Origin of the sequence: Nocardia sp. NPDC023733, from assembly GCF_040639775.1 — a bacterium.
Lineage (GTDB): Bacteria > Actinomycetota > Actinomycetes > Mycobacteriales > Mycobacteriaceae > Nocardia > Nocardia rosealba.
Window position 1 is genome coordinate 25,906 of the sequence record NZ_JBFAAN010000012.1, and the last position, 20,438, is coordinate 46,343.

A 20,438-nucleotide genomic window follows, 5' to 3' on the forward strand; every position below is an offset into this window, starting at 1 on the left:
GGGGTGGGGGGGCCGCCCCGTTTATCTGGCGGGGGGGGTTTGGCCACTATGTACAACGCCACGGTGCCTGATCGTCGGGACCGCAGGGGCCGCCGACTCGAGCGCGCCAGCGCTCCAATATCTCAGCTCTTGCCGACCTCTTTGTTGTAGGCCTCGGTGATGTCGGCCGAGATACGGCCGCGTGCGGAGACCTTGTGGCCCTTACGACGGGCCCATTCACGAATTGCGGCGCTCTGTTCGCGGTCCATGGAAACGCGGCTCTTGCCCTGCGGCGCCGGCGCACCGGCGGCCTTGGTCCGGCGACGGCCACTCACGCGACGCGCGTTGGCGACCCACTCGTCCAGGCCTTCGCGCAGGCGCGCCGCATTTGCCTCCGACAGATCGATCTCGTACGACACCCCATCGATAGCGAACTCGATGGTTTCGTCCGCGATGGACTCACCGTCGACATCGTCGATCAGGCTAACGGTGACCTTCTTTGCCATGAGATGAACGTCCTCTCGAAATCGTCAAGCCTGCCTCCAGGCCGAATACCCGAGGCAAGAATACCCCGAAATGCGAAATTTCCAACACGAGGCCTTCGCCCCGCGAATTCACAGGTCAGCGACTACTCGGGCGCACAATGGGGAACAGGATCGTTTCCCGGATTCCCAAACCCGTGAGTGCCATCAACAAGCGATCGATTCCCATACCCGTTCCGGTGGTCGGCGGCATACCGTGTTCCATCGCGGTGAGGAAGTCTTCGTCGAGCACCATCGCCTCGTCATCGCCCGCCGCGCCGAGGCGCGCCTGGTCGACGAACCGTTCCCGCTGGATGACGGGATCGACCAACTCCGAATAGCCCGTGGCCAACTCGAAGCCGCGAACATAGAGATCCCACTTCTCAGTAACGCCTGCCTTGCTGCGATGCTGACGGGTCAGCGGTGAGGTCTCCACGGGGAAGTCGCGAACGAAAGTCGGCGCGTAGAGCTTGTCGCCATAGACGTGTTCCCAGAGTTCTTCGACCAGTTTCCCATGGCCGTAGCCCTTGCCCGACGGAATTTCCAGACCGACCCGTTCGGCGAGTGCCAGCAATTCCTCGACAGTCGTTTCCGGAGTGACCTCCACACCGATCGACTCCGACAGCGACGGATACATCTCGACCGTCGTCCACTCGCCACTCAGATCATATTCAGTACCGTCGGCAAGAGTCACCACGAGGGTGCCGAATGCCTCTTGTGCGACTTCCTGGACCAATTCCCGGATCATCGTCGCCGAGTCGTCGTAGGTGCCGTAGGCCTCGTACGTTTCCAGCATCGCGAACTCGGGCGAATGGGTGGAGTCGGCGCCTTCGTTGCGGAAGTTCCGGTTGATCTCGAAGACCTTCTCCAGGCCGCCGACCACGCAGCGCTTGAGGAACAGTTCCGGCGCGATACGCAGGAACAGGTCCATGTCGAGGGCATTGGAATGGGTGACGAACGGGCGCGCGGCGGCACCGCCGTGGATGGTCTGCAGCATCGGGGTCTCGACCTCGAGGAAGCCGCGGCGCTCGAGCGCCGTGCGCAGCGCGCGCACCACGTTCACGCGGGTACGGGCCATTTCCCTGGCCTCGGGGCGCACGATGAGGTCGACGTAGCGCTGACGGACGCGCGATTCCTCGTTCATTTCCTTGTGCGCCACCGGCAGCGGGCGAAGCGACTTGGCCGCCATCGACCACGAGTCGGCCATCACGCTCAATTCGCCCGTGCGCGAGGAGATGACCTCACCGTGCACGAACACGAAATCGCCGAGGTCGACATCGGACTTCCAAGCCGCGAGCGCGTCCGCGCCCACGCCGTTGAGGCTGATCATCGCCTGCAGTTTGGTTCCGTCGCCCTCCTGCAGGGTGGCGAAGCACAGCTTGCCGGTATTGCGGACGAAAATGACGCGGCCGGCCACACCGACCTGCAGACCGGTTTGCGTATCGGGTTCGAGATCCGGGTAGGCGGAACGGATTTCGGCCAGCGTGTGCGTGCGCGGCACGACCACCGGATAGGCGTCACCACCGCCGGCGAGCAGCCGTTCACGCTTGTCCCGGCGAATCCGCATCTGCTCGGGGACATCGCTGTCCACGGCGGAACTGACGGCGCGGCCGGTCTCGGCGGAGTTAGGGGTGCTCACATTCGATAACAGTAGCGTGCACCGGAAAGGACCAGTGCGCCGCCCGTTACAACGAAGCCAGCGACTCCACTTCCCGGGCGAAGTGCGGCACCCCGACGCCCACGGTGAGCATGCCCGCCGACTTCAGCGCCTGATAACCGCCGATCAGATCGGTCGCACGGTGCAATCCGAGTTCCTGAAGCGAGGCCGCGGCCAAACTGGAGGTATAGCCCTCCGAGCAGAAAATGATCCACTCCACATCGTGGTCGCGCGCGAGCGACAACCGCGCCGACGATGTGGGATCCAGCCGCCATTCCAGCACATTGCGCTCGATCACCAGCGCGCCCGGCAGCGAGCCCTCCCGAACACGCTGCGCGGCCGGGCGGATGTCGACCAGAACGGCGCCTCGGGCCAGCGCGGCGGGGACGTCGTACACATACAGCCTGCGCAGCTTGGCGCGTGCGTTGTCGAGCATCTGGTCAATCGACAAACGGCTCATCACAGATCACCTTCGGGCTGGTCGGTGAGGACGGTTTGGGTGCGTCGCAGGGTGCCGTGGCCGGTCACCTCGTAATACGACATGGCGGTCAGCGGCGGCGAATACGCGTGCACGCTGAGGGTGGGATCGAGCGGGCCCGCCGTCGCGTCGGCGGCGCGGACCACATCGTGGACCCAGCCGATCGGAAACGACGCCTGATCGCCCGCGGCGAGGGTGCGCTCGCGTAACTCGGTGCCATTCCAGCGGAATTCCGACAGCGCGCCGCTGAGCACGGTGAGCGCGCCGAGCGAACCGGCGTGGTCGTGCAATTCGGTGGATTTTCCCGGCGTCCAGCTGATGAGCCAGACATCGACCTCGTCGTCGGCGATCAGGCGGGTGGCCCAGCGCTGTTCGGTCGGCCAGAGCCCGTCGGCGGGCAGCAGATGGTCGTAGCGACCGGCCAGGACATCCTCGGCGCCCTCGTCGGTGAGACGCAGCAGGTCGGCGGGGCGCAGCCGGGTGGGCAGGGCCGAGGCGACCGCGCGGTCGAGCGGCGGGGTCGCGGAGTATTCGTCACGGGCCGACGCCAGGGAAAGAACAGAAGAACGCATGAGCGCATCTCCAAGGAGTGAGAATCGGTCGAGGGGAAAACGTCAGCCTCGAACGGTCGAGGCAGGTCAGCCTCGACAACACTCCTGGGTGCTCACACGGAAAGACACGGGAGCGAGCTTAGCAGGCTCCCGTGTGGACGGGCCAATGACCTGGATCACTTCTTGTTGCGCTCGTAGACGTGGCGCAGGCCGGTGAGGGTGAGATGCGGTTCGTGCTGGTCGATCGTTTCCGATTCCGGCACGATCAGCGGCGCGCCCGTTCCGGTGGCGACGACGGTGACATCGGTACCGGCGAACGCGTCGAATTCGTCGCGAATGCGGTCGATCAATCCGTCGACCAGGCCGGCGAAACCGAAAATGGCACCGGATTGAATGCACTCCATCGTGTTCTTGCCGAGCACCGAGCGCGGCCTGGCCAGTTCGACGCGGCGCAAGGCACTGCGTTCGACCAGTGCCTCCGTCGAAACCTCGACGCCCGGCGCGATCACGCCACCGAGGAACTCGCCCTTGGCCGAGACCAGGTCGACACAGGTGGCGGTGCCGAAGTCGACGACGATCGCCGGGCCGCCGAACCGGCGGAACGCGGCGAGGCAGTTGACGATGCGGTCGGCGCCGACCTCCTTGGGATTGTCGACCAGCAGCGGAATGCCGGTCCGCACACCGGGTTCCACGACCACATTCGGCACATGCGACCAATAGCGGGCGAGCATGATGCGCAGTTCCCGCAGCACCGGCGGCACCGTCGACAACGCCGAGACACCGACCACCTGGTCGAGATCGGCACCGACCAGACCGCGCACCTGCATCGCGAACTCGTCGGCGGTGAGCAGTGGATTCGTGTGAATGCGCCAGTGCCGCACCAGTTTCGAGTGCTCGCCGAGACCGGAGAACAGGCCGAGTTCGATGGCGGTGTTGCGGACGTCGATCGTCAGCAGCATGTCCGACCCCCCGCCGCGATCAGGCGATCGACAGGGAACGCGGCGAGGTGAGCCCGGAACCCTCGGGCGCGTGGGCGGGATCGGCGCCGAGCTCGACGGGCCGGTTGCGGTCGTCGACGAAGACCACCTTCGGCGCGTACTCGCGCAGCTCGGCCTCGTCGAGCTGGCCGTAGGCGATGAGGATGACCAGGTCGCCGGGGTGCACGAGATGTGCGGCGGCGCCGTTGATCCCGATCACACCCGAACCGCGTTCGCCCGCGATCACATAGGTCTCGAGGCGGGCGCCGTTGTCGATGTCGACGATGCACACCTGCTCACCCTCGAGCAGGCCCGCGGCGTCGAGCAGATCCTGGTCGACGGTCACCGAACCCACGTAGTGCAGGTCGGCGTGGGTCACGGTGGCACGGTGGATCTTCGAGGTCATCATGGTGCGCAGCATCGGCTTCGCCTTTCTCAGTGCGCCTGCGGAGCAGGCAGGGAGTTCGCGTCGGGGTGCCCGTCGATCTGGGCGCCGAGAACAAGGGGTGCGTTGTCGATCAGGCGGGTGCTGCCGACCTTGGCCGCGACGAGCAGGCGCGCGTTGCCCGCGTCCGGGGCGGGGCCGAGGGTGGAGTCGCGCAGTTCGAGGTAGTCGACCTCGACACCGTCGGCCGAGTCGAGGACGGCGCGGGCGGCGGCGAGGACACCCTCGGGGCCGAGGCCCGCGGCGTGCCTGCCCGCGGCCAGTGCGGCCGACAGGGCGAGCGCCGATTCCCGTTGCGCCGCATCGAGATAGCGGTTGCGCGAGGACAGGGCGAGACCGTCGGGTTCGCGGACCGTCGGGTAGGCGACGATCTTCACGTCGAAGTTCAGGTCGCGGACCATCTGGCGGATCAAGGTGAGCTGCTGGTAGTCCTTCTCCCCGAAGTACGCCTCCGAGGCGTGGGTGAGCTGCAGCAGTTTCGCGACGACGGTGAGCATGCCCGCGAAATGCGTCGGCCTGCTGCCGCCTTCGAGCTCGGCGCCGAGCGGGCCCGGCTGCACGGTGGTGCGCGGGCCGTCGGGGTACATCTCGTTGGCCGACGGCGCGAACACCAGATCGACGCCCTCGGCCGCGAGCAGCTCGAGGTCGGCGTCGAGGGTGCGCGGGTAGGCGTCGAGATCCTCGCCCGCGCCGAACTGCAGCGGGTTGACGAAGATCGACACGATCACGATCTGATTGGTGAGCCGGGCCTGACGCACCAGCTGCAGGTGGCCCTCGTGCAGCGCGCCCATGGTCGGCACGAAACCGATGCTGCGACCCGCGCCGCGCAACGCCTTGGCCACCGTCGACAGCACCTCGGGGCTGTGGTGCACGGTGAGCGCGCCGGGCTTGAACGCGCCGGTCGCCCGCGCGCCGCCCTGGTGGTGATGCACTTCTCGGGGTTCCATCAGTGGCCTTTCTCGGCGAGCAGCTCGAGCAGAGCGGGATTGGTCCTTGCGAGTTCGGCCGTGCGCAACGACATGGCGCGATACGACGCGGCCAGGCGTTCGTCGAACGACTCGACGGCATTCAGGTGTGCGGCGACCGCGTCCACGTCGCCCCGGGCGACCGGGCCGGTGAGCGCGGCCTGACCACGGCGCAGCGCGTTGTCGAGGGCGGCGGAGACCAGCGGGCCGATGAGGCGTTCGGGCAGACCGCCCGGTTGCTCGTCGACCACCGGCTGGCCGAGCAGACCCGGGCCCGACATCGCTTCGCGCAGCGCCGAAACCGCATCGACGATGAGCGTGACCAGGTGATTGCTGCCGTGCGCGAGGGCCGCGTGATAGAGCGTGCGCTGGTCCTCCTCGATCCGCACCGGCTCGCCACCCATCTCGATCACCAGCGCCTGGGCGATGGCGTAGCCGACCTCGTCGGCGGCGGTGATGCCGAAGCAGGCATTGGCGAGGCGGGCGATGTCCTCGTCGTGACCGGTGAAGGTCATCGCCGGATGGATCGCCAGGCCCAAGGCGCCCTGCTCGGTGAGCGGGGCGAATACGCCGACGCCGTTGGCGCCGGAGGTGTGCGCGACGATCGTGCCCGGCCGGACCACACCGGCCGAGGCCAGACCACGAACCAACCCGGCCAGCTCGGCATCGGGCACGGCGAGCAGCAACAACTCGCTGCGCTGGGCCACCTGCTCGACCGGCAGGATCTGCGAATCGGGCAGCCGGGTGCGCGCCCGGTGCACGGAGGCATCGGAGATCGCGGCGACACCGAACACCACATGCCCGGCTCGCTCGAGCGCCACACCGAGCGCCGAACCCACCCGTCCCGCCGAGACGATTCCCACCGTCAGCCGTGCGGGCGCTGGATCGACACCTGAGTTCGCGCCATCAGAATCGACACTTCTCGAGGTCAACATTGTCCTCTCGATTGCGTTCCAGTCCCGCTGTGCGGGTACCAGACGTACGGGTCGAGAATAACGGGCCCTACGCCCGCCCCGCCACGCCCCCTGTCGTGATCTAGCACACCCGCCTCTCCGGGAATTCAGGCCAGACTCAGGAGCGGGGTGACGTGCGTCGGCGGCCAGACCATGTGCGCGGTTGCGGTTGCCCGTCCCCGGTGAGTTACCCATGTCCTCACTGACCCGCCTCCCCGAGAATTCAGACCAGGCTTATGCGCGGAGAGACTTGCGTCGGTGGCCAGACCATGTGCGCGGTTGCGGTTGCCCGTCCCCGGTGAGTTACCCATGTCCTCACCGAAGTGGGCGGGTGCGTGGCGGATTCAGCGGTGTGGTTCGGGTGGGTGGCCCGCTGGACGGTGATCTTGGTGCGGCTATGTGCGGGTGGACTCCGATTGGAGGTTGGCCATGATGTCGGCTACCGAGAGGCGGGTGCCTTCGGATTCGGCGCGACGGCGGCGGCGGGAGCTGGTGCCGACGGTGGGGGTGGTGGCCGGGGTGGGGTCAGGCGTGGGCTTGGGGGCGGGGGCCGGGCCGGAGTTCGGGGGGGCTTCGAAGCCGGATTCGGTGGTGGTGGCCGCGGCAGGCTGTTCGATCGGAGGCTCAGGGGTGGTGTAGCCGGTGGGTGCCGGGGTGGCCGACGGGTCGGTGCCGGTGGGTGCCGGGGTCGACGACTGGTCCGTGCCGTTCGACGACGTGGGGGCCGAGGGCTCGGGGTCGAGGAGGCGGCCGTCGTTGTCGACCTTGCGGGTGTGGGGGGCCGACAGGCGCGGGGGTGGGGTTTTGGTCGACGACGACTTGGCCGGTTCTGGCTCGGGGGTCGACTGCTGGGACTCGGCGTATTCGTCGAGCTGCACGGCCGAGGTCTCGGCGGTGACCGGGTCGTCGTAGGGGTCGGCGAAATTGGCCGACACCGGTTGCATGAAAACCGGCTTCAGGGCGCTGGGCGGTTGCTGCCAGGGGCCGAACCAGGCGGCCGCGGCAGCCTCGTGGCTATCGTCGATTTCGGGCTCCGCCTCGTCGAAGGCGTCGAAATCGGCATGGGCCGTCGCGCCGCTCGGCAGCGCATCGATGCGGACCGCGTCGGCCTGCAGGGCAGGCTGGTCATCGGGCAGGGCACCTTCGAACAGCACCTGCAGGTTCTGGCGCAGCAACGTGAGCTCCGCACGCAGGGCCGCGATCTCGGAAGCGTCGGCGCCCACTTCGGCGCGCACTCGTGCCTCGACACCCATCTCGTATTCGCGGCGGGCGTTGATCTCGCGCTCGAGCTGCAACTCGTACACCGTCTGCAGATCGCGCACCTTGGCCTTGTCGACGGCCGCGTCCTTGCGATACCGGGTGGCCGCGAGGGCACCGATCACGGCCGCCCACAGCGCCGCTACCAGGCCGATCCGGACGAATTGCACATTGTCGCTGAAGACGAGGAAAACGCTGGCTGTCAGGCCGAGGAGAAGGAGGGCGCCGATGAAGAGCTTTCCCGCGTCGTCCCGCCGTCGACGGGGCGTGGTGCTACGGGAGGGTGAAACCATGGTGGCCAGGGTAGCCGGAAACAGCTGGTCGGCACACCGACAACGGGGGTGATTCCATTCGCAAGTTGCTAGGTGGTTGCCGGTTCGTCCGGTGGTTCGTCGGGCGCGCGGCAGCAGTACTCGAGCCACAAAGCCGCGGCAACCAGGGCGGAACCGGCGAGCAGACCGACCACCGCGCCCGGTGAATCCGACGCCGCCGCCGTGACCGTGCCGCTCTGTGGGAAGACCCACAGCAGGAAGCCCAGCCACACGCCCGCCGCCAGCGAACCGACCTGCAACGACGCCTTGGCCAGCGCGGCCGCCCGCGCCACATTGATCGGATGCAGTTCACCCGGTCCGTCGCCGATGCGCTGCTCGGCGATCCGGTTCTTGACGACGAACCCGAGCGCCGCCTCGATTCCGGCCACCGGCAGCAGCGAGGCGCCTGCGAGCACCGAGATGGACGGAAAGGTCGAATAAGCGAAGCGGGTCGCGGTCCAGGCGATGGCCGCGGCCAGCACGACATTCAGGGCGAGGTCGAGCAGCCGGGTCGGTTTCAGCACGGGCGGGCGCCTTCGCCGAGGACCAGGTCGGTGCGGATCACACCCGCGCGTTCGGTGGGGTCGACGGCGGCGAGCAGGTCGGCGACGGGCACCTCGGCGCCGTGGACGTAGAGCCGACCATCGGGTTCGACATCCAGCCACGGAACCAGCACGAACGCCCGATGGTGCGCCTCGGGGTGAGGCAGGATCAGCGTCGGATCATTGTCGCGCACAACGGCTTCGCCGCTGTCGACGCATTGCACGATGTCGACGTCGAGAGTCCTGGCACCCCAGCGCACTTCACGCATCCGGCCCGCCGCCTGCTCGAGCCGCTGCCCGAAACGCAACCAGTCGTAGTCGTCGAACGACGGATCCTCGGCCACCACAACGGCATTCAGATAGTCGTCCTGCGCCACCCCACCCCACGGCGCCGTGGTGTACACCGGTGACACCGCGCGGGTGCGCTCCCCCAGCGCGTCGAGCACGCTGCGCAGATTGGCGAGCCGGTCGCCCAGGTTGGCGCCGATCGAGAGCACCGCACGGGTCATCGGCGCGGCTCCGGCACCGCGGTGCGGTAGCGGGTGGCGACCACGCGCACATCGGTGAAGGTATGCGGGATCGGCGCCTTCGGCTTGTGCAGCACCGCTTCGACCGCTTCGATCCGTGGGTCGGTCATCACGTCGTCGGCGATCTCGGAGACGACCGTTTCGATGAGATCGCGCGGCGGACCCGCGACGATGCGCACGGCGCGTTCGGCGAGAGCGCCGTAGTCGACCGTGTCGGCCAGATCGTCGGAGGCCGCGGCGGCCGCGAAATCGACCCACACGGTGAGGTCGACGACGAACTCCTGACCGTCGCGACGCTCGAAATCGAACACGCCGTGCCTGCCGAACACGGTGAGCCCGCGCAGTTCTATGCGCGAGGACGCGGGCCGGTCGGCGGGCGGGGGCAGCAGCGGTGAGTTCATCGGACGGCTCCTCGGGCGGCGGTGGCGCGCTGCCACGCATCGACAACGGTGACGGCGTCCAGCGAAGCGCGCACGTCGTGGACGCGCACACCCCAGGCGCCGTGGGTCGCGGCCAGCGCCGAGACGGTCGCGGTGGCGACCTCGCGTCCGTCGGGCGGGCGCGGGCCGGATTCGTCGGCCAGCAGGGCGCCGAGGAAACGTTTGCGAGACGCGCCGATCAGGATGGGCAGGCCGTCGGCGACCAGCTCCGGAAGGGCACCGAGCAGGGCCCAGTTGTGGTCGGCGTTCTTGGCGAAACCGAGGCCGGGATCGAGGATCAACCGGTCGGCGGCGATGCCCGCGGCCACGGCCAGGTCCACCTGGGTGCGCAGTTCGGCGCGCACCTCGGCGACCACGTCGTCGTAGTGGTCGGCCGGGCCGGTGTGGCGATAGTCGGCGCCCGCACGCCAGTGCATGAGGATCCACGGCACGCCCGCGTCGGCGACCACCCGGACCATGTCCGGGTCGGCTCGCCCGCCGGATACGTCGTTGACGACGGCGACACCGGCGGCCAGCGCCGCCTCGGCGACCTCGGCGCGCATGGTGTCGACGCTGGTCGGCACACCCGCCGCGACCAACCCGCGGATCACCGGCGCCACCCGTGCGGCCTCGGTGGCCGGGTCGACGCGGTCGGCGCCGGGCCTGGTGGACTCACCACCCACATCGACGATGTCGGCGCCCGCCTCGTACAGGGCGACACCGTGCGCGATCGCGAGGTCGGGATCGAGATAGCGGCCACCGTCGGAGAACGAATCGGCGGTCACGTTCACCACGCCCATGACCACGCACGAGCGGCCGCCCCGCGCGGTCACGAGGGGCTGGTTCATTTGCGCAGGATCAGGTCCAGCGCCTCGGATCGCGAGGCGGCATTGGTCTGTAAGAGGCCACGCACCGCCGAGGTGGTGGTGCTCGCGCCGGGCTTGCGGATACCGCGCATCGCCATGCACAGGTGTTCGGCCTCGATCACCACGATCGCGCCGCGCGGGTCGAGCCTGCGCATCACCGCGTCGGCGACCTGGCTGGTGAGGCGTTCCTGTACCTGGGGGCGTTTGGCGTAGAGGTCGACCACGCGGGCCAGCTTCGACAGGCCCGTCACCCGGCCGTGCGGCCCGGGAATGTAGCCGACGTGCGCGACGCCGTGGAACGACACCAGGTGATGCTCACAGGTGGAGAACATGGGGATGTCACGCACGAGCACGAGTTCCTGGTGGCCCTCGTCGAAGGTGGTGGCGAGTACCTCGTCGGGCTCGGTGTAGAGGCCGGCGAACATCTCGCGGTAGGCGCGGGCCACCCGGGCGGGGGTGTCGACCAGGCCGGGGCGATCGGGGTCCTCACCGACCGCGAGCAGCAGTTCACGCACCGCGTTCTCGGCGCGCTGCTGGTCGAACGCGCGGCCTGTCGCCAGCGCCGTCAGCTGGGCCGGGCTCGTCTCACCGAGCTCGCCGGCCGGGTCGAAACCCGAACCGTTCCCGGCCGGCTCAGCGACTTTCCTATTGGCCGACAACTTCTCCACACCTCCGGGGCATAACGCTGCCGGGTCGATCCGGCAGTGGTCGGGCCACCAGAGCCGGAAAGTCCCGGCTCGAACGGCAACCAGAGCCGAATCGATCCGGCTCGAACATCCCAGCGTAGTTGGCGCGTGGCCGACGGCAGCAGCTCGGCCCGGTGTCGATGGTCCGCGTCCACGACACGTGCCCGGTCGGGGCGCCGCCCGGTGTTGTTCCAGGCGGCGCACCGACCGGGCGGGCGCGACGGAGGTCCGTCAACGGCCGTTCGGGCCGTTCCATTCGTTGGTGTCCGGGTCCGCATCGCGCGCAGGTGGCTGCTGCGGCGGTGCGGTCGGCTGCTCGCCCCACGGCTCGAACTCGCTGCCGTGGCGCGGCTGGTGCTGGGGCGCCTGCTGCTGGGGCGGCTGTGACCAACCTCCCTGGCCCTGCGGCTGCTGCTGTTCATCGCGCGGCGGCCAGCCGGGTGCGGACCAACCGGCCGGGGCGCCGTAGTCCGGACGCGAACCGTGCGTGCCCGTCGTCGGACGCGGGAACGCCTGGGTCGGCGCGTTGGGCAGCGGGTATCCGCCGGCGGGCGGGGCAGGCTGACCGTAGGGCTGCTGACCCGGGTAGCCGTTGGGCTGCTGCGGCGGGGCACCGTTGGGCACCGGAACCGGGGCGGGCTGCACCGGCGGCCACGGCTCGCCACGCTCGAGCGCCAGCTCGCCCGGGGTCTTCACCGGCGGCTTGTCCGAGGGCAGCCGCTCACCGAAATCGTTGAAGGCGGTGATGCGCGGACGCTTCTCCACACCGGCGAGAACCTCCTCGAGGTCCTTGCGGTGCAGGGTTTCGCGTTCCAGCAGGGCCGTGGCCAGCGCGTCGAGCTGCTCGCGGTACTCGCTCAGGATCGACCACGCCTCGGTGTGCGCGGCCTCGATCAGGTTGCGCACCTCCTCGTCGATCTCGCGGGCGACCTCGTGTGAGTAGTCGGCCTGCACGCCCATGGAGCGGCCGAGGAACGGGTCGCCCTGCTCCTGGCCGTAGCGCACCGCGCCGAGGCGGGCGCTCATGCCGTACTCGGTGACCATGCCGCGCGCGATCTTGGTGGCCTGGTCGATATCCGACGACGCACCGGTCGTCGGCTCGTGGAACACCAGTTCCTCGGCCGCGCGGCCACCCATCGCGAAGACCAGTCGCGAGATCATCTCCGAGCGGGTCATCAGGCCCTTGTCGTCCTCGGGCACCGTCATGGCGTGCCCGCCGGTGCGGCCGCGCGCCAGGATGGTGACCTTGTAGACCGGCTCGATATCGGGCATCGCCCACGCGGCGAGCGTGTGCCCGCCCTCGTGGTAGGCGGTGATCTTCTTCTCGTGTTCGCTGATGATGCGGCTCTTGCGACGCGGACCACCGATCACGCGGTCGACCGACTCCTCGAGCGATTCGCCGGTGATGACCGACCCGTTCTCACGGGCGGTGAGCAGCGCGGCCTCGTTGATGACGTTGGCCAGATCGGCGCCGGACATACCGACGGTGCGCTTGGCCAGGCCCTCGAGGTCGGCGTCCTGAGCGATCGGCTTGCCCGCCGAGTGCACCCGAAGGATGGCGCGACGCCCGGCCAGGTCGGGGTTGCCCACCGGGATCTGCCGGTCGAAACGACCGGGGCGAAGCAGCGCGGGATCGAGGATGTCGGGGCGGTTGGTCGCCGCGATCAGGATGATGTTGGACCGGTCGCCGAAGCCGTCCATCTCGACCAGCAGCTGGTTGAGGGTCTGCTCACGTTCGTCGTGACCGCCGCCGAGGCCCGCGCCGCGCTGGCGACCGACCGCGTCGATCTCGTCGACGAAGATGATGCAGGGGCTGTTCTGCTTGGCCTGCTCGAACAGGTCGCGCACGCGCGAGGCACCGACACCGACGAACATCTCGACGAAGTCGGAACCGGAGATGGTGAAGAACGGCACACCCGCCTCACCGGCGACCGCGCGGGCCAGCAGCGTCTTACCGGTGCCGGGCGGACCGTAGAGCAGCACGCCCTTCGGGATCTTCGCGCCGAGCGCCTGGTAGCGGGCCGGATTCTGCAGGAAGTCCTTGATCTCGTACAGCTCTTCGACGGCCTCGTCGGCACCGGCCACGTCCTTGAACGTGGTCTTGGGCATGTCCTTGGACAGCAGCTTGGCCTTGGACTTACCGAAGCCCATCATGCCGCCGCGACCACCGCCCTGCATGCGCGACATCACGAAGATGAACAGGCCGACCAGCAGCACCATCGGCACGATGAACAGCAGCAGCTGTGACAGCCAGCTCTCCTGCTTGACCACCGTGTCGTAGGGCGCGCCCGACTTCTGGACCGCGTCGAGGATCTTGGCGGAGGTCTCGCCGCCGCCGGGGTACTTGGCGACGATCTTGGCGTTGTTCTTGGTCGCGTCGTTGCCGTTGTTCAGTTCGACGCGGAGCTGCTGCTCCTTGTCGTCGATCTGGACGTTCTTGACGTTGTCCTTGTTCTCCAGCTGACTGAGCGCCACGGAGGTGTCGACACTCTCCCAGCCGCGCGTGTCATCGCCGAGATAGCTGAACAGCCAGATCATGAGCATGATGCCCGAGATGATCGCCAAGGTGCGAAACACTGTCTTGCGGTTCATAGAGCGTCGGCCGGACGGCCCAGTCCTTTCCGGTTATTTCTCCGGGGTGTGCCTAGCGAAGCTGTCGAGATCGGCGGGATTCGGATGCGGACATGCCACGTTACCGCGTACGGTCTAGTCGATACATCGCGCAGTTCGGCTGCTGGTGCAGCTGCACTGGTAAACGGCCGGGGAACGGGAGAGGTTCCCGAGTACCCCGTCCGGGTTGTTGCAAGTGGCCACAATCATGTCATGCCCGTCTTATCGTGGGCGAGGACACAACTACAGCGCAGGGGGTACGGACATCGTCGAGCTACGAACACCCACAGCGATTCTGCGCCACGGCGAAGGGCGGCTCACCGTCCTGCGGCCGGGTACCGACGGCGAACGGGTTCTCGACGTTCCCATCGCCGACCTGCTCAAAGTCCGGCTGAACCGCCGCGCCGACGACGCGGTGGTGATCGAGATCTATCTGCGTTATCCCACCGCCGTACTCACCGGTGTGCCCGCCGACCGCACCCCGCTTCCGGTGCTGATCGCCGAACACGACGTGCCGACCGCGCTCGGCATCGTCGACCGGATCAACGACCAGATCATGGCCACCCAGCGCACCGATATCGCCGCGCCCGATCTCACCCCGCCCGCTCCCGAGTGGGGCAAGTCCGGGCCGGTCCGCGCCGATGTGGATCGTGCCGTGCGTCGGATGGCGCCGCGCAAGGACGCCCGCTCGGCGATCAACGCGCTGCACCGGTACGTCACCTCCGACGAATACGTGCTCGAGACCGCGATCGCCATCGCCTCGCCGCCCGCCGGCTCGGGTACCGGGCTGCTCGCGGCGACGACCGACCGGCTGCTGTTCATCGGCATCGGCGGCGATCGTTATGCCCACGAGCTGCCCGTTCCCGCGATTCTGGGCGCCAGGACGGTCGAGAGCCATGCGGCGCCCGGTGAGATCGACACCAGGCACGGCGGCTCGGGGATGGATGTCGGCGACGGCAATCGCACCCTGCATTTCGCGGGTGTCGACCGGGCCGATATCGAACGGGTGACCTGTGCGGTGAACTTCGCCGTGCGCAGGCAGGCGGCCGACGGCGCGCCGGGGCCCGCCGATCCCGGTGTCACCCAGCTCTACAGCGAATGGGAACTGCTGGTGGAGCGGCATTCGCTCGGCATGGTCGACGACACCCAGTTCCAGCGCTACGGCCGCGGGATCCTACGCAGCCTGTAGCTCGGTCAGCTGGGTTCTTCGGTCGGCGCCTCGGTCTTCGGTTCGGAGTCGTTGAGTTCGATGCGCCGCCAGGGGCTGGTCGGGCGGGTCCACAGCCGCAGCAGTTCCATCCGCCGGTCGACGCCGCCGTTCTTGAGTTCGGCGAGGTCCTCGGTAGCCTGCCAGTAGGTCCAGCCCGCTAGATAGGCGTCACCGAACTGGCGCCAGTTGCGGTAGCGGCGCTGGGCGGGCGGCAACGCGCGCATGGCGTACTCCCACGCCACATCGGCCTCTAGATAACCGGCCGTGAACGCCATCCGCGCCACCGCGACCACGCGCGCCAGGTCCCAGGCGTGGATGTCGTTGGGCAGGGGGCGGGCCAGGTGCTCGGTGAAACCGATCTTGATGGCCTGGGCCCAGATGTCGTAGTCGCGGACCAGCGCCTCCGGGTTGTCCATCCCGCGGAAGGAACCGACCTGGCGCAGGAAGGCGCGGTGCCGGTCGGCGCGCTCGCCGAAACGGTCGCGTTCACTGGCATTGACGGACGCCATCACCAGCGGATGCACCAGCGCGTAGAGGGGCGCGTGCATGCCTTCGAGGAGCTGTTCCATCGAGGCGCGCGCCTCGTTGCCGTCGGTGATCCCCCACGCACCGGTGAGCGTGTCGATGGCGAGTTCGCGCCGGTCACCGAGGGGGTGTTCGCGTTCGGGACCGAGCAGCATGGCGTCGTGGAAGGCGTCCCAGCGGGTGGAATAGAAGGCACCGAGTGCCAGGGCGCGCAGTTCGTCGTCGCTGACGCCCGCCCCCGACCAGTGGTCTTCCTCGCGCTCGTCGAGTTCCGGGTAGGGAAAGGTGGTCAGCGCTGGTACTCCCCGAGCAGGCATGCGGCCGAGTCTAGTGTCTTCTTGCCCTGCAGTGATGTGCCCCACAGGTCTATTGTTCTGTCATGTGTAGAAATATCACCGTCTTGCGTGGTCTGGAGCCTGCCGCCACCGAGCAGGAGATCTACGCTGCCGCCTTGCAATATGTGCGCAAAGTCGGCGGCATCTCCGGGCTGAGCAGCACCACCAAACCTGCGGTCGACAAGGCCGTCGCCGCCATCGCCGCGGCCACGACCACCCTGCTCGCCGAACTCCCCGACCGCCGCGTGCCGCCGCCGACGGAACCACCGTTGCGCCGGATCGCGGCACGCGATGCCGAGGTGTCCGAGACCGGCTAGACCGAGGGCGATTCGCGCGCACCGGGGAACCGGTGCGCCGATAACCCGTGACGTACGGGCACGACCGTGCCAGGCTGGTTGTGATTCACACAACGCAGTGGGGAGCACAACCGTGACACATATCGACCAGGTGATCGACGTCCGCAACCCGGCAACGGGCGAATCCGTGGGAACGGTGCCCGTCACCGACCCGGACGACGTCGCGGCCGCCGTCCGCGAACTGCGCCTCTACCAGCCCGAATGGGAGGCCATCGGGCCGAACGGGCGCAAGGAGTGGCTGCTGAAGCTGCAGGACTGGTTGATCGACAACACCGAGCACCTGGCCGACGTGCTGCAGTCCGAGACCGCCAAGCCGCGCGTCGACGCACTGATCGACCCGGCCTTCGCGGTCGATCTGGCCGGCTACTACGCGCGCCGGGCCGCCAAGTTCCTCGGCGACGATCATCCGTCGCCGCACAGCCCGCTGGCCAGGGTCAAGGCCCTCACCGTCACCTATCGGCCGTATCAGGTGGTCGGTGTCATCACGCCGTGGAACTTCCCGCTCGCGATGCCCGCGATCGACGTGTTCCCGGCGCTGGCCGCCGGTGCCGCCGTGATTCTCAAGCCGTCGGAGGTGACGCCGCTGTCCGCGGTCGAGCTGGCCCGCGGCTGGGCCGAGATCGGCGCGCCGCCGGTGTTCAAGGTGGTGACCGGCGCGGGCGCGACCGGAGCGGCCGTGGTCGACAACGCCGATTACATCCAGTTCACCGGTTCCACCGCGACCGGCCGCAAGATCGCGCAGGCCTGCGCCGACCGTATGGTGCCCTACAGCCTCGAGCTCGGCGGCAAGGACCCGGCGATCGTCCTGGCCGACGCAGACCTGGACCGCGCCGCGCACGGCATCGCCTTCGGCGGCATGTTCAACGCCGGTCAGGTGTGTATTTCGGTGGAGCGCGTGTACGTCGAGGCACCGGTCTACGACGAGTTCGTCGAGAAGCTGACGGCGGCGGTCGCGGCGCTGCGCCAGGGCGCCGACGACCGGGAGTCACGCAACGACGTCGGCGCGCTGGCCAACGAGAACCAGCTGCGCATCGTGGAACGTCACGTGAACGAGGCCGTCGCGGCGGGCGCGCGGGTGACCACCGGCGGTAAACCCACCGGCGTCGGCACCTTCTTCGAGCCGACAGTGCTTGTGGACGTTGATCATTCGATGTCGTGCGTCGCCGAGGAGACCTTCGGTCCGACCCTTCCGGTGATGAAGGTGGCCGACGAGGACGAGGCGGTACGGCTCGCCAACGATTCGATCTACGGCCTTTCCGCGTCGGTGTGGACGGGTGACAAGGCGCGTGGGCAACGCGTGGCGCGGCGGCTGAACGCGGGCGCGGTGAACATCAACGACGTATTCGCCAACCTGTTCAATTTCGCTATGCCGATGGGTGGCTGGGGCAAATCCGGCGTCGGCGCGCGCTGGGGTGGCGCTGCCGGAATCCGGAAGTACTGCCGCGCCCAGGCGATCACGGCACCGAAGCTGCCGACCATGTCCAAGGAACTGTTCTGGTTCCCCTATGACATGAACAAACTCGTCGTGGCGGTGGCGGCGATGCGGTTGGCCGGTGCGCGTGGGCTGCGGCGAGTGGACCTGCCCAAGGTGTGGCGACTCAAAGGCGGCAAGTAGGTCTCCCAAACCAATTTGTGATCAATGTCACTGATTCGTCGGTTCTGCGTGGTCAGCGAGCCGCCGCAAGGCCCCGTGACAGCGCACGGAGCGCCGTTACCGCTGTGAAAAGCAACGCATTTGCCCTGGTCAAACGCCCAGGTGTCGCGATGCGGCCGCTCACATCGGTCGTCGGCGAAATTCGATCGGGCTCGGTGGTGCGTTGCACCATGCCAGGCCATATGCTGTGAGATACCGACCTGGTGACTGTTTTGACCCGCTTTCGCGAACTTCTCTGCCCGTTTTGGCTAGATTTTCCCGACCGATTCTGATAGCAAGGTGCTATGGACCCGCATTTGCGCGATCTGCGGTATTTCGTCGCCGTCGCTGAGGAACTGCATTTCACCAACGCCGCTCAGCGGCTGCATATCGCCCAGCCGACGCTTTCCCGCCAGATCCGCCAGCTCGAACGCCAGCTCGACGTGGTCCTGTTCGACCGCAATCAGCGCAGCGTCGCCCTCACCGTCGCCGGTAAGGAACTACTCGAGGGCGCCCGCAAGATCCTCGAGCTGTGGGAGGTGACCAACGTGTCCCTCCAGGAAGCAGGCGAGGTGCTGCGCGTCGGCATCCAGTCCGCGCTCGGTCGCGGCCTGCTCAACGATCTGGAAAGTGCGAGCGGACACCGCCTCGCCCTGCACGCGGCGTCCTGGAACGACCCGTCGAGCGGGCTCGCGGGCCGCCAGGCCGACCTGGCCCTGGTGTGGCTGCCGCTGCCCGACCCCAACCGCTACCGCTGGCAGGTGCTGCGCACCGAGCCGCGCTGGGTGCTGCTGCCGGAGAACCACGCGCTGGCCGAGCGCGACACCATCGAGTTCGCCGATCTGCTCGACGAGCCGTTCGTCGCCCTGCCGACCGAAGCCGGCGCGGTGCGCGACTTCTGGCTCGGCAACGACGCGCGCGGTGGTCGCGCGGCCAAGATCGGAGCCGAAGCCGCCACCCCCGAAGACAAGCTCGAGGCCGTGAGCCTCGGCCTGGGTGTGTGCCTGCTGGCCGAGAACAATGTGCCGATGTACCGCTGGCCCGGTCTCACCGCGCGGCCGGTCGCCGGTCTTTCGCCGTGCGAGCTGGCCGTGGCCTGGCGGGCCGACGACACCCGTCCGACGATTCTCGAATTCGCCGGTCGCGCTGTCGACGGTGGTTTCTCCGAGCCCGCGCAGGCACCGCAGCCGATCGCGGTCTAGTTCGTCAGTTCGAGTTGGGCGGCCAGGCCGAGCAGGGTCGCCTCGGTGCCGGGTGGGCCGGCCAATTGCGCGGCGAGCGGGGTGTGCGCCTCGGGATGGATGCCCATCGGCAGTGACGCGGCCGGCCAGCCGACCAGATTCCACACGCCGGTGAACGGTGCGTAGCGCACCGAGGACACGACATTGGCGGCCCAGCCGCGCCTGCTCCACTGCCGCGCCTTGGGCGGCGGGGCGGCCAGCGTCGGGGTGATCACCACGTCGAAATTCTCGAAGAAGTCGAGCAGCCTGGCTTCGGCCCGGTCGGCCTGACTGGGCCGGACCAGGCGCAGGCGGCGGATGAGCCGGCCGAGGGCCAGGTGCCTGCGGGTACGTGGTTGGAGCCGGTCGGGGTCGGCCAGTCGCTCGGCGTCGGCCAATCCCGCTGTCGGCCAGCGCAACAGCATCGCCAGTGCCGCGTCGCCGTAGGGCAGTTCGACGGGCTCCACCAGGTGCCCGGCCGCTGCCGCGCGCGCACCCGCGGTGCGCGCCGCCGCCGTCCAGTGCCGATCGACCCGGACCAGTCGCGACGGCGGAGCCACGGCCAGTCCGATTCGTAGTCGCTGCGGTGGCCGTAGGTCGGCCAGATCGCTGCGGTCGGCCAGCACCGAGAGGGCGAGGGCGGCGTCGGAGACGGTGGTCGCGAGGATGCCGTTCTCGGCCATGCCCGACCAGGAGTCGGCGCCGATACCGGCCGGAACCACGTCGCGACCGGGTTTGATGCCGAAGACACCGCAGGCGGCGGCGGGCACCCGGATCGAGCCGAGCCCGTCGTTGCCGTGTGCGATGGGGACCAGGCCCGCCGCCACGGCCGCGGCCGCGCCGCCGGAGGAACCACCCGGCGTGCGGCCCACATCGCGCGGGTTGCGGGTGACGCGCCCGTCGGCGTCGGTGTTGGCCCACAGGCCGAGTTCGGGCATCGCGGTCAGCCCGACGACGATCGCGCCCGCCGCCCGCAATCTCGCAACCACGGGGTGATCGGCCGTTTCCACCTCGGCGGACGTGGCGGCCGAGCCGGCCGTGGTCGGCTCCCCCGCGACGGCGATGTTCTGCTTCACCGCGACCGGAACCCCGGCCAACGGCAACTCGTCCAGGTCGGGTCGCGCGGTGAGTTCGAGTGCCTCCGCGCGCGCCTTCTCGGACCGCACGACGGTGAAGGCGTTGATCTTGTGGTTCTCCGACGAGATGCGGGTGAGCGCGTCGGCGACCGCGTCGGCGGGCGTGATCGTGCCCGCTCGCACCCGCGCGGCCAGTGCTGCGGCCGGGCCGCCGATCGGGAAGTCGTCGGCGGGTTGGTGGGAGGAGTTCATCGCCACCTCAGCGTCCGTCACGCCGTCGTCGTCGACGGACTCCCATGCTACCGCTGTGAGGTCATCGTGCATGTGCGGATTCGCCCC

At 68.6% G+C, this 20,438-nt stretch carries 21 protein-coding genes; 4 read left to right on the forward strand and 17 right to left on the reverse strand.

The window, feature by feature from the left end:
• Positions 1-122: 122 nt before the first annotated feature.
• The 15 genes from AB0F86_RS28890 to ftsH form a co-directional block, all read right to left on the reverse strand.
• Complete coding sequence (locus AB0F86_RS28890) at positions 123-485, reverse strand: Lsr2 family protein (RefSeq protein ID WP_181700796.1); 363 nt, start codon at positions 483-485, stop codon at positions 123-125.
• Between the two features lie 115 nt (positions 486-600).
• A complete protein-coding gene (lysS, locus tag AB0F86_RS28895; protein ID WP_181700838.1) occupies positions 601-2,067 on the reverse strand; it encodes a lysine--tRNA ligase in 1,467 nt (488 codons plus the stop codon).
• 118 nt (positions 2,068-2,185) lie between these two features.
• Entirely contained in the window at positions 2,186-2,617 is a 432-nt protein-coding gene (locus tag AB0F86_RS28900; protein WP_181700794.1) for a rhodanese-like domain-containing protein, read from the reverse strand.
• Positions 2,617-3,207 (reverse strand): cysteine dioxygenase family protein, encoded by a 591-nt coding sequence (locus AB0F86_RS28905; RefSeq protein WP_255495629.1) that lies wholly within the window; start codon positions 3,205-3,207, stop codon positions 2,617-2,619. Before AB0F86_RS28905 ends, AB0F86_RS28900 begins: the two co-directional genes overlap by 1 nt.
• Positions 3,208-3,362: 155 nt before the next feature.
• Entirely contained in the window at positions 3,363-4,145 is a 783-nt protein-coding gene (locus tag AB0F86_RS28910; RefSeq protein WP_181700792.1) for a type III pantothenate kinase, read from the reverse strand.
• A gap of 19 nt (positions 4,146-4,164) precedes the next feature.
• Positions 4,165-4,584 carry an aspartate 1-decarboxylase gene (gene panD, locus AB0F86_RS28915; protein ID WP_067640553.1) on the reverse strand — a complete coding sequence of 140 codons (420 nt, stop codon included), beginning with the start codon at positions 4,582-4,584 and terminating at the stop codon, positions 4,165-4,167.
• Positions 4,585-4,598: 14 nt separating this feature from the next.
• Entirely contained in the window at positions 4,599-5,555 is a 957-nt protein-coding gene (panC, locus tag AB0F86_RS28920) for a pantoate--beta-alanine ligase (protein ID WP_356984425.1), read from the reverse strand.
• Positions 5,555-6,508 (reverse strand): DUF2520 domain-containing protein, encoded by a 954-nt coding sequence (locus tag AB0F86_RS28925; RefSeq protein ID WP_356984427.1) that lies wholly within the window; start codon positions 6,506-6,508, stop codon positions 5,555-5,557. Before AB0F86_RS28925 ends, panC begins: the two co-directional genes overlap by 1 nt.
• Positions 6,509-6,921: 413 nt before the next feature.
• Positions 6,922-8,076: a DUF6779 domain-containing protein gene (locus AB0F86_RS28930; protein WP_356984429.1), complete on the reverse strand. Its 1,155-nt coding sequence runs from the start codon at positions 8,074-8,076 to the stop codon at positions 6,922-6,924.
• Positions 8,077-8,144: 68 nt separating this feature from the next.
• On the reverse strand, positions 8,145-8,618 hold the full coding sequence (locus AB0F86_RS28935; protein ID WP_067640545.1) for a DUF3180 domain-containing protein: 474 nt from the start codon (positions 8,616-8,618) through the stop codon (positions 8,145-8,147).
• Positions 8,612-9,145 carry a 2-amino-4-hydroxy-6-hydroxymethyldihydropteridine diphosphokinase gene (folK, locus tag AB0F86_RS28940; RefSeq protein WP_356984431.1) on the reverse strand — a complete coding sequence of 178 codons (534 nt, stop codon included), beginning with the start codon at positions 9,143-9,145 and terminating at the stop codon, positions 8,612-8,614. Before folK ends, AB0F86_RS28935 begins: the two co-directional genes overlap by 7 nt.
• Positions 9,142-9,564: a dihydroneopterin aldolase gene (folB, locus tag AB0F86_RS28945; RefSeq protein WP_181701057.1), complete on the reverse strand. Its 423-nt coding sequence runs from the start codon at positions 9,562-9,564 to the stop codon at positions 9,142-9,144. The genes folK and folB overlap by 4 nt, the downstream gene beginning before the upstream one ends.
• Entirely contained in the window at positions 9,561-10,430 is an 870-nt protein-coding gene (gene folP, locus AB0F86_RS28950; protein WP_356984433.1) for a dihydropteroate synthase, read from the reverse strand. Before folP ends, folB begins: the two co-directional genes overlap by 4 nt.
• Positions 10,427-11,017, reverse strand: coding sequence for a GTP cyclohydrolase I FolE (gene folE, locus AB0F86_RS28955; protein ID WP_356984769.1), 591 nt, complete (start codon positions 11,015-11,017; stop codon positions 10,427-10,429). Before folE ends, folP begins: the two co-directional genes overlap by 4 nt.
• A gap of 348 nt (positions 11,018-11,365) precedes the next feature.
• On the reverse strand, positions 11,366-13,726 hold the full coding sequence (gene ftsH, locus AB0F86_RS28960) for an ATP-dependent zinc metalloprotease FtsH (RefSeq protein ID WP_356984435.1): 2,361 nt from the start codon (positions 13,724-13,726) through the stop codon (positions 11,366-11,368).
• Positions 13,727-13,952: 226 nt separating this feature from the next.
• Here ftsH and AB0F86_RS28965 point away from each other — a divergent pair, with 226 nt between their 5' ends.
• Complete coding sequence (locus AB0F86_RS28965) at positions 13,953-14,933, forward strand: hypothetical protein (protein WP_255495643.1); 981 nt, start codon at positions 13,953-13,955, stop codon at positions 14,931-14,933.
• Positions 14,934-14,938: 5 nt separating this feature from the next.
• On the opposite strand, the gene AB0F86_RS28970 is transcribed toward AB0F86_RS28965, so the two are convergent.
• Positions 14,939-15,796 carry a DUF1266 domain-containing protein gene (locus AB0F86_RS28970; protein WP_356984437.1) on the reverse strand — a complete coding sequence of 286 codons (858 nt, stop codon included), beginning with the start codon at positions 15,794-15,796 and terminating at the stop codon, positions 14,939-14,941.
• A gap of 62 nt (positions 15,797-15,858) precedes the next feature.
• On the opposite strand from AB0F86_RS28970, the gene AB0F86_RS28975 reads away from it, so the two are divergent.
• The 3 genes from AB0F86_RS28975 (at position 15,859) to AB0F86_RS28985 (ending at position 19,005) form a co-directional block, all read left to right on the forward strand.
• Positions 15,859-16,131, forward strand: a complete 273-nt coding sequence (locus AB0F86_RS28975; RefSeq protein WP_067495790.1) for a DUF2277 domain-containing protein — start codon at positions 15,859-15,861, stop codon at positions 16,129-16,131.
• A 112-nt stretch (positions 16,132-16,243) separates the two neighbouring features.
• Positions 16,244-17,785, forward strand: coding sequence for an aldehyde dehydrogenase family protein (locus AB0F86_RS28980; RefSeq protein WP_356984438.1), 1,542 nt, complete (start codon positions 16,244-16,246; stop codon positions 17,783-17,785).
• Between the two features lie 323 nt (positions 17,786-18,108).
• A complete protein-coding gene (locus AB0F86_RS28985; RefSeq protein ID WP_225281398.1) occupies positions 18,109-19,005 on the forward strand; it encodes a LysR substrate-binding domain-containing protein in 897 nt (298 codons plus the stop codon).
• On the opposite strand, the gene AB0F86_RS28990 is transcribed toward AB0F86_RS28985, so the two are convergent.
• Positions 19,002-20,351, reverse strand: a complete 1,350-nt coding sequence (locus AB0F86_RS28990; RefSeq protein WP_356984771.1) for an amidase family protein — start codon at positions 20,349-20,351, stop codon at positions 19,002-19,004. The two genes, AB0F86_RS28985 and AB0F86_RS28990, sit on opposite strands and share 4 nt — an antisense overlap.
• Positions 20,352-20,438: the final 87 nt, after the last annotated feature.